Source organism: Streptomyces sp. NPDC048002 (genome assembly GCF_040653275.1).
Lineage (GTDB): Bacteria > Actinomycetota > Actinomycetes > Streptomycetales > Streptomycetaceae > Streptomyces.
The window spans coordinates 34657-49213 of the sequence record NZ_JBEZNL010000023.1; the positions used below are offsets into that span (position 1 = coordinate 34657).

At 66.4% G+C, this 14557-nt stretch carries 13 protein-coding genes; 7 read left to right on the forward strand and 6 right to left on the reverse strand.

What is annotated here, in order from left to right; genetic code table 11:
• Position 1: 1 nt before the first annotated feature.
• Both AB0E07_RS25475 and AB0E07_RS25480 read left to right on the forward strand, forming a co-directional pair.
• A complete protein-coding gene (locus tag AB0E07_RS25475) occupies positions 2–1567 on the forward strand; it encodes a class I adenylate-forming enzyme family protein (RefSeq protein WP_362256515.1) in 1566 nt (521 codons plus the stop codon).
• A 139-nt stretch (positions 1568–1706) separates the two neighbouring features.
• Positions 1707–2462 carry a TetR/AcrR family transcriptional regulator gene (locus tag AB0E07_RS25480; protein ID WP_362256518.1) on the forward strand — a complete coding sequence of 252 codons (756 nt, stop codon included), beginning with the start codon at positions 1707–1709 and terminating at the stop codon, positions 2460–2462.
• Positions 2463–2598: 136 nt separating this feature from the next.
• On the opposite strand, the gene AB0E07_RS25485 is transcribed toward AB0E07_RS25480, so the two are convergent.
• Entirely contained in the window at positions 2599–3099 is a 501-nt protein-coding gene (locus AB0E07_RS25485; RefSeq protein ID WP_362256521.1) for a flavin reductase family protein, read from the reverse strand.
• A 443-nt stretch (positions 3100–3542) separates the two neighbouring features.
• On the opposite strand from AB0E07_RS25485, the gene AB0E07_RS25490 reads away from it, so the two are divergent.
• From AB0E07_RS25490 to AB0E07_RS25510, 5 genes are all read left to right on the forward strand, one after another.
• On the forward strand, positions 3543–5876 hold the full coding sequence (locus tag AB0E07_RS25490) for a CoA transferase (RefSeq protein ID WP_362256523.1): 2334 nt from the start codon (positions 3543–3545) through the stop codon (positions 5874–5876).
• 50 nt (positions 5877–5926) lie between these two features.
• Positions 5927–6832, forward strand: a complete 906-nt coding sequence (locus AB0E07_RS25495; RefSeq protein WP_362256742.1) for a nitronate monooxygenase — start codon at positions 5927–5929, stop codon at positions 6830–6832.
• A gap of 114 nt (positions 6833–6946) precedes the next feature.
• Positions 6947–7705 carry an SDR family NAD(P)-dependent oxidoreductase gene (locus tag AB0E07_RS25500; RefSeq protein WP_362256526.1) on the forward strand — a complete coding sequence of 253 codons (759 nt, stop codon included), beginning with the start codon at positions 6947–6949 and terminating at the stop codon, positions 7703–7705.
• Positions 7706–7751: 46 nt separating this feature from the next.
• Complete coding sequence (locus tag AB0E07_RS25505; protein WP_362256529.1) at positions 7752–8822, forward strand: LLM class flavin-dependent oxidoreductase; 1071 nt, start codon at positions 7752–7754, stop codon at positions 8820–8822.
• A 26-nt stretch (positions 8823–8848) separates the two neighbouring features.
• Positions 8849–9736, forward strand: a complete 888-nt coding sequence (locus AB0E07_RS25510) for an SMP-30/gluconolactonase/LRE family protein (protein ID WP_362256532.1) — start codon at positions 8849–8851, stop codon at positions 9734–9736.
• A gap of 91 nt (positions 9737–9827) precedes the next feature.
• Here AB0E07_RS25510 and AB0E07_RS25515 read toward each other — a convergent pair whose 3' ends face one another.
• The 5 genes from AB0E07_RS25515 to AB0E07_RS25535 all read right to left on the reverse strand — a co-directional run bounded on the left by AB0E07_RS25515 (position 9828) and on the right by AB0E07_RS25535 (position 14544).
• Complete coding sequence (locus tag AB0E07_RS25515) at positions 9828–10757, reverse strand: SDR family NAD(P)-dependent oxidoreductase (RefSeq protein WP_362256535.1); 930 nt, start codon at positions 10755–10757, stop codon at positions 9828–9830.
• A gap of 73 nt (positions 10758–10830) precedes the next feature.
• Positions 10831–11286, reverse strand: coding sequence for a hypothetical protein (locus AB0E07_RS25520; RefSeq protein ID WP_362256538.1), 456 nt, complete (start codon positions 11284–11286; stop codon positions 10831–10833).
• Positions 11283–12881, reverse strand: coding sequence for a long-chain fatty acid--CoA ligase (locus AB0E07_RS25525; protein WP_362256541.1), 1599 nt, complete (start codon positions 12879–12881; stop codon positions 11283–11285). Before AB0E07_RS25525 ends, AB0E07_RS25520 begins: the two co-directional genes overlap by 4 nt.
• A gap of 20 nt (positions 12882–12901) precedes the next feature.
• Complete coding sequence (locus AB0E07_RS25530) at positions 12902–13738, reverse strand: SDR family NAD(P)-dependent oxidoreductase (protein WP_362256543.1); 837 nt, start codon at positions 13736–13738, stop codon at positions 12902–12904.
• Positions 13735–14544: an alpha/beta fold hydrolase gene (locus tag AB0E07_RS25535; protein ID WP_362256546.1), complete on the reverse strand. Its 810-nt coding sequence runs from the start codon at positions 14542–14544 to the stop codon at positions 13735–13737. Before AB0E07_RS25535 ends, AB0E07_RS25530 begins: the two co-directional genes overlap by 4 nt.
• Between the last annotated feature and the right edge of the window lie 13 nt (positions 14545–14557).

The window sequence follows — 14557 nt, forward strand, 5'->3', positions numbered from 1 at the left end:
CATGCAGACATTCAAAGAACTTCTGCTGTGGGCCGAATGCGGCTACGCGGACAAGGAAGCAATCGTCGACCTCGGCCGGGGAGTTCGCTGGACCTATGCGGACCTCAACGCCCGCGCCCGCAGCGTGGCCGCCGCCCTGAGCGACGCCGGCGTCGTCAAGGGTGACCGCGTCGCCTGGTTGGCCATGGAACCCGGCGCCGATCTCAGCGCCGTGGTGCTCGGTGCCAAGAAGATGGGCGCGATCGTCACCGTCATGAACGGGCGCGCCTCGGTAGAACGCCTCGCCTGGATGATCAGCAATATCGATGCCAAGCTCCTCGCCTACACCGCGGAGACCGTGGAACTGCTGGAACGCGTCCGCGCCGTCGGAGTTCCCACGGTGCAACACTTCTTGGCACTGGACGAACCGGCCGAGCACGGTCACCTCGCCCTCGAAGCGATCTACCGGCGCCACTCTGCCGCAGGCGAACCTGCGGTCGATGTGCAACCCGACGACATCTCGCACATCATCTACACCTCAGGGTCCTCCGGCCTGCCCAAGCCCATCATGTTCACCGAACAGAACTGGCTTCAGGGCCAGCGCAACATGGCCTACGCATGGTCGGTGTTCCACGAGGACCGGTTCCTGAACTACTTTCCCCCGCACTTCGCAGCGTGGTTCGGTGTGCTGACCACGGCCACGGTCGCCGCGGCCACGCAGATCTGCATGCGCTTCGACCCGGGAGGTGTCGCGGCCGCGATCTCATCGGAACAGTGCACGCACCTGATCACCACGCCCACGATGATCCGCATGTTGCGCGAGGTCCACGCGGCCGGCCCGGAACTCTTCGCGGGCAACCGTGTGCGCGCCGGAATGCTCGGCGGCGAGACGATCACGCCCGACATTCTGGACGCGGTCGCGGACATGTTCCCCACCCTGCAGCTCATGGGCAGTCTCGGGGCCACCGAGAGCGGTGGCGCGATCATGCACACCGGACTGGGGAACCCGCGGGTGCAGCGTGACGACGGGCACCTGGTGGGCAAACCCATGATCGGTGTCACCGTAGAACTGCGTGACCCCGACACCGGAGTGGTCGTGACCGGTCCGGATCACCCTGGCGAGCTGTTCGTCCGGGGCCCGATCGCCGCCGGCGTGTGGGGAGACCCCGAGGCCACCGACCGCAACTTCCCCGACGGCTGGTGGCGCAGCGGAGACCTTCTCGTCCGCGACAAGGACGGATACTTCTACTTCGCCGGCCGCGGCGACAGCGTCTTCAAGAGCGGCGCCATCAAGATCTCCACCGATGACGTCGAATCGGTCCTCAAGGCGCATCCTCAGGTCCTGGACGCGATCGTCGTCGCGGTGCCCGACGCGCGATTCGGCTCCGTTCCCTTCGCCTTCGTCCGCCACGACGGCAAGCTCACCAGCAACCAGCTCACCGCCTGGTGGGGCAGCCGAGACGACGCCGACGCCTACGCCCGCCCACGGCACTGGCACTTGATGGGGCAGGAACCGTTCCCCATGGTTACCGCGGCGAAGGTGGACAGATACGGCCTGCGCCTGCGCGCACAGGAACTGAGCAGCTAGCTCACGGGCCCCGCGAGGGCTCCGGCTCAGGAACACGGCAGCGGAGTGGTGGTCGGCCCCATGCTCCGCTGCTTCCCCTCCCTGCCCGGCCCGCCGACCACAGGGGCCGGGTCCTCACACCGCGGCAGAAGGAGAGGCGATGGAGCCGGACATCCACGGACGCTCTGCACGCAGCAGCATCCGGCCGATGCTCCTGGTGCAGTGCGTTACCCTCCGTACTATGCCGAACGCAGAGGATCTCCCAGAACCGACTTCGTTTTCGGAGCCCGAGATCCGGCTGATCAGGGGCACCTACAGCGCCCTGGCCCGCCATGGCACCCAGCAGTTGTCCCTGCGTGGCATCGCCCGCGAACTCGAAGTCAGTCCCGCGCTGCTGGTGTATCACTTCGGCAACCATGAGAACCTGCTCACCGCGACACTGCGCTGGGCCATGGACCAGACACGGCGCAGACTTCATGAACGCGTGGACGGTATCGACGACCCAGGCAAAAAGTTCACGGCCTTCCTGGACGGAATTTTTGTCAGTGCCGACGAGAACCGTGAGCACATGCTCATCTACCTGGATCTCGTACAGTACGCGATTCGCAATCCGGAATTCGACCGCACCACAAGGCTGTGGCGAACCTACATGACGGACGCGTACCTCGATGTGATTCACACCGGAGTACAAGCCGGCGTGTTTCAGATTCGGGACGCCAGAGAATCCGCTCAAAAAGCACGAGCAATCGTCGAGGGACTGTGCCTGCAGTGGCTCCAGGACAGGTCGTGGCGCAAGAATCACGATAAATTGCGCCGGGACTGCGAGGAAGCACTTCTCGCGCTTCTGCGTCCGTTCCCTCAAGGCGAGAGCAGCACAGATCCCACCGCTGCTCCACTACCCGAAACCCGCAATTGACCCGTCCAGTACGCCTCGACTGCGTCTGCACCCTGCCGGGCGCCGTGAACGAACGGGCCGGCATCCGCGAAGGATCTGCCCGGGTGGTGGCGCTCGCCACGGCGTGTGCCGCCACCCGGGCCGTCAGCCGGGGCGGCTAACTCGTGATCGCGGCATGCGTGCCGAAGGCTCGGCCGTGATAGGTCAGCGGCGGTGTCACGACATCGTCGGCGAGCAGAACCGTGCCGAGAACCACTATGTGATCACCGCCCTCCACCAGGGCATCCACCGCACAAGCCAAGAAGCTTCCGGAGTCGGAGAGTCGAGGAGCGCCTCCCTCGAGCGACCACGAGACCCCGTCGAACTTGGCGGACCCGCCTTTGCGGGCGAAGTTGAGAGCAAGCTCCGACTGTGAGCTGTGCAGGATGTTCACGCCGAACGATCCGATCTCCTGGACGGCCGCCAACAGCGTCGAAGCACGGTCCAGGGCCACGAGAACCATGGGCGGGCTCATCGAGAGCGAGGTGAAGGAACTCACGGTCGTCCCGTAGGGGTTCCCGTCCACCGTCGACGTGACAACCGCGACCGGCGTGCACACCGACGCCATGACGTCACGAAACCGTACCTGCAGATCAGACAATTCGTTCGCGGAACTCACGAGTGGTCCTTTCGCAACTGCTCCACCGGCGCCGATTTCACCGTCGCGCAACTACGGAGTGCAGCGCGCCGAAAGGCAGTCTCCACTAGAAACGTGGCGCTCCGCAGCCGGGCGCCGCCGAATTGATCGCGATGCTCCGAGCAGCGGTCAGCATCGACTAAACATATGTACAGGATCGACGCTAGATGCGCGCGCCAATGACTGTCAAGAGCTGATGTGCGACTGTCACCGCTCAAGCACCGGATCCTTAAATGAGGTTTTCCCTTGCGCGATCCATTGACAGCGAGGGCTGCACGACTACGATCCCTGTACAGTTGTACAGGGATCACGAAAGCCTACGGCCCTGACGCTCATGGAGAATTACCCCAAGGCGTCCGGTTGATCTTTCCGGAATCCCTGTCGGCGATGGGCGATCAGCCGACCAAGCCGAGGAGGCGCTTGCTGTGGAACACACCACCCGTGGGGCATTGAGCGGGGTCCGGGTCATCGATTTCGGTCAGTACATCGCGGGACCACTGGTCGCACAGATGTTGGCCGACTACGGCGCGGACGTCATCCGTGTCGACCCGCCCGGCGGGCCGATGTGGAAGTCGAACGCCAACGCCTACCTCCAGCGGGGCAAACGAAGCATCGTCCTCGACCTGAAGCAGGAACCCGACCTCGACATCGCCAGGCGGCTGGTGGCGTCGGCGGACGTGGTCATCGAGAACTTCCGCCCCGGCGTGATGGACCGGCTCGGGCTCGGTTCCCAGGAACTGCTGGAACGCCACCCCGAACTCGTCTACTGCTCGATCCCGGGCTTCGCCTCGGACGACCCCCGGGCGCGTGTGTACGCCAACGAGGGCGTGGTCGCAGCAGCGGCCGGCCTCTATCCCTCGCACAACTTCGACCCGGACGGCGAACCCGTGGTCAACACCCTCCCCCTGGCCTCGGTCTCGGCTGCCATGATCGCGGCCAACTGCGTCGCCGCGGCCCTGATCGCACGTGAACGCGGAGGCTTCGGCCAGCGGGTCGAGGTCTCCCTGTTCGACGCCACCTACGAACTCACGCGCCTCTACAACGACGCGCCTCCCGGCGGTACCAAGCCTCCACGACAGATGGGTGGCACCGGTTCCTTCCCGATCGCCCGCAGCTACGAGTGCCAGGACGGGCGCTGGGTCCGCGTCAGCTGGCTCGAAGGTCGCCAGCTTGAGGACTTCGCCCGGATCGTGGGCAAGTACGAGGAATGGGACGGCCTCGGCCTCCTCAACCACGCCATGCTGGACTTCGTGACGGACGCGGACCTGTCCGACCGCACCAGGGATGCCGTCTCGGAGGCCTTCAAGTCGAAGCCGGCCGCGTACTGGGAGCGGGTCGTCGGACCCGTCGCCGACCTCGCCGTGATCCGATCCACCGAGGACTGGCTGCTCTACGACGAACAGGCACTGGCGATTGCCGCCAGCATCGTCCGCGTCGACCCGGATCTGGGCATGACGCACCAGGGTGGCAGCCCCGTGACCCTGACCGTCACCCCGGCCGATCCCGGTGTCCGCCACCCACTGGACTCTGACCGCGAGGACATCCTCACCGAACTGGGCCGACTGCCTCAGAAGGCCGCCGTCGGCCCCGCGGGTCAGGCCGTCAAGCTCAGCTCGGCGCTCGAGGGCATCCGTACGGTCGACATGACCGTGCTGCTCGCCGGCCCTACGGCCGCACGACTGCTCGGCGAGTACGGAGCCGAGGTCGTGCACATCGGCAATCCGAACTGGAAGGGCATGGACCACTGGCACTACCAGGTCCACATCGGCAAGCGCACCATGCTGCTCGACCTCAAGAAGCCGGAAGCCGGCGAGGTGTTCCGCAAGCTCGTACAGGACGCGGACATCATCTCGACCAACTTCTCGCAGGAGGTCGCGCGCCGGCTGAAGGTTGATGAGACCTCGGTGCGCACTTACAACCCGGACGTCATCTACTCCCGGATCTCGGCCCACGGCATCGCCGGCCCCCGTGCCGAATACCGCGGCCACGAGGAGATCGGCCAGGCCGTCACCGGAGCACTACAGCGTTTCGGCAAGTCCCCCGAAGGCAACATGCACTTCTTCGTGATCAACGACGACGGCACCGGTCACGTGGCCGCCTTCGGGATCCTCATGGCGCTCTTCCACCGGATCCGCACCGGAGTCGGCCAGTTCGTCGGCACCTCCCTGGCACAAACCTGCGTCCTGTGGCAGGCCCCGTACATGATCGCCTACAGCGGCAAGGACTGGGACGAGCCCGGCGGCCTCGACTTCCGGGGGTACGGGCCGCTGGAACGTGTCTACCAGGGGAGCGACCGGCGCTGGTTCTTCCTCGCCGTAGAACCGTCCGCCGGAGCGGAGGCGCTGGCCGGTATCGAGGGCCTGGAGGCCATCGACAAGAGCGACCCGGACGCGCTGCAGTCGGACCTGACCGAGCGGTTCGCCTTGGAGCCGGCACAGACCTGGATCGACAGGATCAACGCACTCGACAACGTCGGCGCAGGGCTGCAAGCCACCATGGGGGAAGTCGCCAAGGACTCGTGGGCCCTCACACACGGGCTGTACCAGGACGTGGACTTCCCCCTGGCCGGCCGGGGGACCATCGTCGGCCCGGCCCCCCGCCTGTCCCGCACACCCATGAAGCTCGGCGCCCCCATCGGCCCGCCCGGCAACGACAGCCGCGGCATCCTCGCGGACCTCGGATTCGCCGACAGCACGGACCACCTCATCGAAACGAGCGTGGTGTCCGAGACACCGCTCCCGCTGGAACAGAACGACTGACGGAAGGAACGCCGCACGTGACTACGTCGTGGCCCCGTCTGCGGGCACGCATGCGCCTTCCCCTCATCGCAGCACCGATGCTGCGTGTGTCGGGCCCTGACCTGGTCGTCGCGGCCTGCAAGGCGGGGGTCGTGGGCTCCTTTCCCACCGCCAACGCCCGTACGCCGGAACGACTGGCCGACTGGATGTCGGACATCAGCAAGGAACTGGCGGGGACGCCCGCAGCCCCCGTCTGCGCGAATCTGATCGTCCGGCTTCCGAACCTCGACGAGCACCTCGCCGTGCTGACCGAGCACGGCATCGACATGGTGATCACCAGTACCGGCTCCCCCGAGCGGGTCGTCGAACCCCTCCACGCGGCCGGGGCGCTGGTGTTCGCGGATGTGGCCTCCATCCGCCATGCTCACCGGGCCATCGAAGCAGGCGCGGACGGACTGATCCTGCTGGCGGCGGGCGCCGGTGGGCACACCGGCTGGCTGAACCCGTTCGCCTTCGTCCGAGCCGTCCGGGAGTTCTTCGACGGCCCGCTGGTTCTCGCCGGCGGCGTCTGTGACGGCGCCTCCCTTCTGGCGGCACAGGCACTCGGCTGCGATCTCGCCTACATGGGCACACGGTTCATCGCCACGCAGGAGAGCGACGCAAGTGACGAGTACAAGAACATGCTCGTGACCAGCGATGCCGACGACGTGATCCTCACTCAGGCGTTCACCGGCCTGCCCACGAGCATGCTCAGACCGGCCATCACCGCAGCCGGCCTGGATCCCACCGCACTGGACGAGACGGTCACGCCCGAGGAGGCCAAGGACCTCTACGGGCCTGCAGCCACGGGCATCGGCCCCAAGCGCTGGACCGACCTGTTCTCAGCCGGCCATGCCGTCTCCTCGGTGCACGACATTCCCACGGTCGCCGAGCTTGTCGAACGCATCAGCACCCAGTACGACGCCGCGCGGGCATAGCAGTCCGCGGACAGCGGACGGGCCTCGCATCACCGGGGAGGCATCGCATGAGACCGCGGCGCCTCCCCAGGCCAGGCCCGTGCGGCCTCCCTCAGGAGCAACGGAGAAGAGATCATGCACATCGACGGCCGCTCTGCACTCGTCACCGGCGCAGCCTCCGGCCTGGGGCTGGCGACAGTGACACGGCTCGCCGCCGCCGGCGCCGCCGTCACCGCGGTGGACCTGCCCACAGCCGACACCAAGGCACTGCGGGAAGTCAGCGGCACGGTGACATTCGCCGGTGGCGACGTCACCGATGAGGCCGCCATCGCCGGAGCGATGGCCCAGGCCAACGCCGATCACAGTCTGTCCGTCGTGGTCAACTGCGCCGGGATCAACCTCCCCCACAAGACTCTCAGCAAGCAAGGCCCTTTCCCACTCGGCGTTTTCGACAGAGTCGTCCAGGTCAACCTCATCGGGACGTTCAACGTCCTCCGGCTCGCCGCGGACGCCATGACGGCCAACGAACCCGTCGGGGGCGAACGGGGCGTCATCATCAACACCGCGTCCATCGCCGCCTTCGACGGCCAGATCGGACAGGCCGCCTACGCCGCGTCAAAGGGCGGTGTCGCGGCCCTGACCCTGCCCGCCGCCCGCGACCTGGCCCCTCACCTCATCCGGGTGGTCACCATCGCTCCAGGTCTCTTCGAAACACCGATGCTGGGTGCGCTGCCCGACGAGATACGGGCGTCCCTGGGCGCCCAGGTGCCCCACCCCTCGCGGCTGGGCCGACCGGCCGAGTACGCCGACCTCGTCGCGGCCATCGTCCACAACCAGATGCTCAACGGCGAAGTGATCCGCCTCGACGGTGCCATACGCCTTGCCCCCCGTTAGCGCTCATCCACAGCACGAGCCCTACGTCAAAGGAGATGTACGGTCCATGGAATTCGGCATCATGTGTCCAGGCGATGTGAACCTGGTCTCCCGCGCCGTACAGGCGGAACAACTCGGCTACAGCCAAGCCTGGTTCGGGGACAGCCCCATGATGTACAGCGAGGTCCTGGTGACCATGGCGCTGACCGCCCGGGCCACCACGAAGATGAAGGTCGGTTCCGGCGTGATGATCGCAGGCCTGCGTCTTCCGCATGTCGCCGCCGCGGGCCTGGCATCGATCAACAGGATCGCTCCGGGGCGGGTGCAGGTGGCCTTCGGCTCCGGAAACACCGCCTACCGGGACCTCGGCCTGGTGAAGCCCGTCAAGCTCGACGCCCTCAGGAAGTACATTCAAACCGTCAGATCACTGCTGAGCAATGAGGAAGCGTGGTTCGAATACAACGAGCACCGCAACCCCATCAAGTGGCTGATGCCGGAATGGAACATGATCAACGTCGAGGATCGGATTCCCATCTATCTCGGCGCGACGGGTCCTAAGACGCAGCAGACGGCCGGTGAGCTCACCGACGGCCTCTTCGACGGCTGGGGCAGCATGGCAATGCTGCCCGCCGTGAAGGAGAACCTTCGCAAGGGTGCGGAGCGGGCCGGCAAGAACGCGGACGACCTGGCCCTGTGGGGCCCCAGCAACATCATCATGCTGGAACCCGGCGAGGATCTGACGAGCGATCGGGTCATCGACGAGGCCGGCATATCCGTAGCCATCGTGATCCATTCGCTCTACCAGCAGTTCGCCGACTCGACGAGCGAAGAGGTTCCGCCGTTCCTGGCTCCGTTCTGGGACGAATACCGCGCCCTGATGAAGCAGTGGAAGGACCCTCAGCGCTTCCACTACCGCGCCAACGCCGGACACGGCGTCTTCATCCACCCGGATGAACGCAAGTTCATCACCCCCGCCCTCATCGACATGCTCTGCGTCGTCGGACGCGCGGAGGAGCTGGTCGAACGGATCCGGTCATGGGAGGCCGACGGGGTGACCAACGTGAACCTCTACACGAACCAGACCACGGGCGACCGGCGGATGCACAAGTTCGCCGAACAAGTGATCGCCAAGTACTGACGCCTCGACGACAGGAGCTACCATCCATGGCCGAGAAATGCCTTTCCCTGCGAGATCTGCCCGGAGCTCGCGTGCTGGCCGCAGACCTCTCCTTCCCTGAGAGCCCTCGCTTCAAGGACGGACAGATATTCTTCTCCGACCTGAACCGGGTCTGCGCTGTCGATCTCGACGGACATCTTCGCGTCGTAGGCGAGGTACCCACCCCCGTCGCCTTGGGCATATCACTGGAGGATGACCACCAGGTTCTGGCAGCGGCCACCTTCGACCGGCAGATATTCCGGCTCGGCCACGGAAAGGCCGAGCCGGCCCTCGACCTGTCCGCTGCCACCAAGGAACCCATCAACGAATTCGTCAGGCTCCCCAACGGGGTGCTCCTGGTGGGTTCGATGGGGTTCAACCCCGTGGTCGACGGCTTCGAGGGGGCCCGGCCAGGGCACATGCTCCTGGTCACACCCGATGGCACGGTGCGTGAGACCGGACCGGAACTGCTCTTCGTGAACGGCCTCGTCCTCAGTCAGGACAAGCGGCTGCTGTGGGCCGTCGAGACACTCACGCGTGTCATCCACCGATTCACGCTCGACGAGACCGGCGAGATCGTGCACGACGATCCCATCGCGCTGCCGGCCGAAAGCAGCCCGGACGGCATGACCATCACGTCAGACGGTCAGATCTGGTTCGCCGACATGAAGCGGGGGGCCGCCGTAGAGGTCAACCCGCACGGCGAGATCCAGACCGTGGTCGAGGTGCCAGAGCCCCGCGCGCCCTGCTGCATCGCGTTCTCCGACCGCGGCCAGGAGTGGCTCGCCATCGGCGTCACCGTGCACGGCCCCGGTGAAGGCGAACCCGGCGCCCGCACGGGCCGACTCCTGGCAGTACCACTGGACTCCATCACCGAGGCCACCGCCGACAATTGAGGCGCTGAGCCGGCCTGCGGCGAACCGACGAGGTATGCGGGCGACACCCTGGCAGGTGTCGCCCGCATACGTGTACCACCCGCGACTCCCGTCAGGGCAGGTAAGGAAGCGGACGCATGCCTTCTGGATACTCGAAGAAGGCCGGGTCGGGGAACACCTGGGCGCCGCTCCGGTCCGTCGCCGCCGAGAGCCCTCCGAGTACCGATTCCGGTGTCACATCAGCACCATGAAAGCCCTTCGTAACGGAGAGGAGCACTTCACTCACACCTCCCGCCTTCGCCAGGATGGTCTTCCCGGTGAACGGAACATCCTCGTGGGCCAGGAGAGCGGCGACCGGGGCAACGCGCTCAGGAGTGGCTCCCTCCGACTGGGCCCGGGCACTCACACCCGGTTCCATCAACGTCTGCCAGGTCTGTGTGTCCGCGACAGGACACAGCGCATTCACCTTGACTCCGTGGGGCGTGCCTTCGAACGCTAGAGCGCGCGTCAGACCGATCGCCCCCATTTTGGCAGCCGCGTACACCGCCAGCTTCGGTACACCCGCCAGCGGAACGTTGGAGGAAACGTTGATGATGCGACCGTATCGCTGCCTCTTCATGTACGGCCATACGGCACGGCACATCCATATCTGGCCGAGGACATGGACACCGACCACACGCTCGATGTCCGTGTCCGTGATTTCATCGAAGTCAGCGAACGGAGCGATACCCGCGTTGTTGATCAGCACGTCGACTCGGCCCCATCGGTCAACGGCCGCCTTCACTATGGCATCCGCACCGTCTCGTTCCGCGACCGAGGCCTCGCTGGCTATGGCCTCACCCCCCGCTTCCTCGATCTCACGTACGACTCCAGCGGCGCCACTGCCTCGTTGGCCCCGTCCAGCCGGGCCGACGCCGAGATCGTTCACGACCACCTTTGCTCCTCGACGCGCCAGCAACAGGGCATAGCTGCGGCCCAGTCCGGGATTTCCACCGGCCCCGGTGACAATCGCCACTTTTCCGTCGAACCGAATCTCATTCATGCGAAGACTCCTTCAAGGAAACGAAAACGTGCACACAGCGAGGGAAGCAATCCGCCGGTCACCTCAAGGTTGTTCAGCCTTCGGGAATCAGATGCAGTCCCTGATCCCGTCGAGTGACCGATGCGGGCTCCCACACCGTCAAGCAGTGCTCCTCCCCGCCGAGGTCGACGTCCACAACGCGGCGGAAGGCAGCGGATTCGGCCGCCGCGAGACGCCCCAGGTCATCGGCCGGTACCGCGTAGAGCAGCCGCAGGCACCTCGGATCAGCATCGGCAAGAGCCGACCTCACTGCCATGAGCAGGCACACCAGCGCGCCGGCGCCCATACGCCCCGTCCGTACCTCGATGTCGTGCCGAGCCACGGGGTAGACGTCCCGCATACGGCCTGCGGCACACCGTTCAAGAGACAGAGCCCCAGCCCGCTCCCCCCTGGTCACGCGCAGGTCCAGGGCGTAGGTGCGGTGGTCCGCCCGCAGGATGCCCCAGCCGGGAATGGCCCCCAGGGCGGGGATCGGCGGAACGGAGATCACGGTGTTCCTCCCCCAGCCACAATTTGGCGGATCGCTCGCTTGTCGAGCTTCCCGGAACCGTTGCGCGGCATGCTCTGGACGATCGTCAGCCGCCGCGGCAGCTTGTAGCGGGCGAGGTGCGCGGCCCCGTGGTCCCGCACCGCGTCCAAAGTGATGTCGCTTCCCGGCGAGACCGTGATGACGGCCGCGACAGTCTCACCCCACCGGGAATCGGGAACCCCAACCACCGCGGACTCCAGGACTCCGGGCAGGGCGGCGAGTACCTTCTCGACCTCAGCCGGGTACACGTTCTCCCCGCCACTGACGATCATGTCCTTGAGCCGGTCGACGACGTACAGGTAGCCGTCGCCGTCCTCATAACCGATGTCCCCGGAGTGGAACCAGCCGTCCGAGTCGAAGGCCGCCTCAGTGGCCTCCTCGTCGTTCCAGTAGCCGGCCGACACATTCGGCCCACGGACCACCAGCTCGCCTGGGGTCCCGACATCCACAGGCCCACCACTGAGCGGGTCAACCACACGGACCTGCGTGTACGGCATGGGGATCCCTGCCGAGCCGGCCTTGTGCACGGTGTCCTCCGCCGGCAGGTGGGTGGCGAAGGGAGCCGTCTCGGTCAGGCCCCATGCCTGCTGGAGCCACAGGCCACGGTCCGCGTACTCGCGGACCAGCAAGGGGGGAACCGGCGCCCCGGCCACGACGACGGCCCTGAGCGAACTCAGGTCCCGTTCGAAGAAGCCGGGCACCCGGGCGAGGGCGGCGAACATCTGAGGGACACCGAACATGGAGTTGACCTTCAGACGCTCCAGGTCGTCCGCGCATGTCTCAGCGGCGAAGGCCCGGCGCACCGCGACCGTGCCGCCCCGCGTGAGCGTGCGCAGCGCAAAGCTGTTCAGTGCTCCGATGTGAAACAGCGGAGCTGCCGCGTAGGTGACGTCCCCGCGGCGGGTGTCAAGTCTCAAATCCACGTTGGCGGAGTTCCACCAGGCGTTGCCGTGGGTCAGCACTACGCCCTTGGGCGTTCCTGTGGTGCCGGAAGTGAACATGAGAATGGCGGCGTCATCGGCTCGCTTGGCGGAGACGGAGATCTTGGGCTCGGCCGCCGTGATGAGCGGCGACCACGGCTCCCACGCAGCGGTGGCATCGGCGTCGGCCGGCGGCACCACCGGGTCGTCGTCAACGAGCAGCAGACGACGGAGCGCGGTCCTGTCACGGACCCGCTCCACGCTCCCCCGGTGCCCCTCCTCGCAGACGATCACCACGGCACCGCTGCTCTCCAGGATCTGGGCGAGTTCGGGGTCGGCAAGACGGAAGTTCACCGGAACGAACAGCGCACCGATCCTGAAGGCGGCGAGCATGGTGACGAAGAAGGCTGGACTGTTCATGCCCAGGTAGGCGATGCGGTCCCCGTCGCGTGCCCCGCCACGGACGAGGACCGTGGCCAGCCGGGCGGCCTTGTCGTCGAGTTGTCGGTAGGTGAGATCTCCGCCCGGATAGTCGATGACGACCGCCTCGCCGTCGTACCGGGCGTTTCGGGAGACTGCCGAGGCCGGGTTCAGGTCCACCGCGAGGCCGGAGTTGGTGGGGTGTGGAGTGGTCACGAATGGGCTCCTCGTCCCGCTCAGAGATGATCGCCGCCCGCCGCGGAGATGAATCCGCGGACACCGATCCCGCCGTCGACCGAGATCGCCTGGCCCGTGATGGGGCCGCTCTGGTCACGGGCGGCCAGGAGAACGTACGAACCTGTGAAGTCGCGCGGGTCGGTGCTGGAGTCGTGCAGGGGAATGGGCGGTGGCGGGTCCCCTGCACTCTTCCTCGCGAACGACGCGGAGATCGAGCGGTCGGCGAGCCCCAGACCCTCGGGCCCCCGCAGATCCGTGTTCATGCCGCCGCAGGCGACACCGTTCACCCGCACCTTGGGGGCCAATTCATAGGCGAGTTCACGCATCAGCCCCAGACAGGCATGCTTGCTGGCGGTGTAGAGGGGGCCGCCGCCGTTGACGAAGAACGAGGCATTGGACAGCGTCATGATGATGCTGCCCCGGGTCTTGACCAGTTCGGGCCAGGCTGCTTCGGCCGCGAGCACATAGCCCTTGACGTTGACCGAGAAGATCTCGTCGAAGGCCACGTCCAACTGCGCTGCCGTGAGCCGGGTGAGCTGACGCTGGTAGTCCCAGACACCGGCGTTGGCGACGAGGGTGTCGACCTTGCCGAAGCGGTCCACGGTCTCCGCGACTGCCGTATGAAGTGCGGCGGAGTCGCGCACATCGGCGGCCACGGTATGAAAGCGGTGCGCGGTGCCGGAAGCCTGCACCACCTCGTCGAGGCGGGCCTTGTCGCGCCCCACGATGGTGACACGCGCCCCCTCCGACACGAACCGCTCGGCGACCGCGCGCCCGATTCCTGTACCGCCGCCGGTGATCAGCGCGACGTGCCCGTCCAGCCATCCCCTGCTCATGCCGGCTCCTCGGAGAGGCTGAGGAAGTCCATAACGAGCCGCTCGAAGTCGCGTCGGCGTTCGATCTGCACCCAGTGGCCACAGCGGCTGAAGACGTGCAGCTGCACGTCCCTGATCAGCTTGATCATCAGCCCGGCCCCGTCGAGTGTGATGGTCCGGTCGTCACGGCCCCACAGCAGCAAGGTCGGCGCCTTGATCTTGTGCAGGTCCCGCCACAGCGGGTCCATGCCGCCACGCTGGGCGAAAGCCGCGTTGTACGCGTGGTAGAAGTCGCTGTGGCTCTGGTCCAGGGATGCCTCGTACCGGGCCCGGACGACGTCCTCGCCGAACTGCTTGTGGTCGAAGACCATGGTCCGGATGAACGCGCCCATCTTCTTCTCGCTGGGCCCAGTGCCGTTGTAGTAGCGGAACATCTCCTTCTGCCCCTCGGTGGGGGTAGGTCCGAAGGGCACCCATCCTCCGCCGGGAGCCATCAGCACGAGACGGGCGACTCGTTCCGGCCGTTGTTGGGCCATAGCGATGGCGGCGGCCCCGCCTAGGCTGTTGCCCAGCAGATGAAAGGTGCCGATGCCGAGCTCGTCGAGGGTCTGGTATAGGGCATCGACGGCGATCTCGGTGATCGACCGATCCGCCAGGTCCTCGGATGTCGGCCGGTAACTGCCGCCGAAACCCGGCTGGTCAGGCAGGAGCACACGGAAGTGCTGGGCCAGCTCAGGCAGGTTCTGGTGGTAGTTGCTCACGCCGGAGGCGCCGGGGCCACCGCCGTGCAACATCACCAGTACGGGTCCTTCACCGGTCTCCGCCACGGCGATCTCCCCC

Excerpts from the sequence above, each read along its gene's own strand:
- AB0E07_RS25475 (WP_362256515.1), top strand. The coding sequence starts at position 2 with ATGCAGACATTCAAAGAACTTCTGCTGTGGGCCGAATGCGGCTACGCG.
- AB0E07_RS25480 (WP_362256518.1), top strand. The coding sequence starts at position 1,707 with ATGGAGCCGGACATCCACGGACGCTCTGCACGCAGCAGCATCCGGCCG.
- AB0E07_RS25495 (WP_362256742.1), top strand. The coding sequence starts at position 5,927 with ATGCGCCTTCCCCTCATCGCAGCACCGATGCTGCGTGTGTCGGGCCCT.
- AB0E07_RS25500 (WP_362256526.1), top strand. The coding sequence starts at position 6,947 with ATGCACATCGACGGCCGCTCTGCACTCGTCACCGGCGCAGCCTCCGGC.
- AB0E07_RS25505 (WP_362256529.1), top strand. The coding sequence starts at position 7,752 with ATGGAATTCGGCATCATGTGTCCAGGCGATGTGAACCTGGTCTCCCGC.
- AB0E07_RS25510 (WP_362256532.1), top strand. The coding sequence starts at position 8,849 with ATGGCCGAGAAATGCCTTTCCCTGCGAGATCTGCCCGGAGCTCGCGTG.
- AB0E07_RS25515 (WP_362256535.1), bottom strand. The coding sequence starts at position 10,757 with ATGAATGAGATTCGGTTCGACGGAAAAGTGGCGATTGTCACCGGGGCC.
- AB0E07_RS25530 (WP_362256543.1), bottom strand. The coding sequence starts at position 13,738 with ATGAGCAGGGGATGGCTGGACGGGCACGTCGCGCTGATCACCGGCGGC.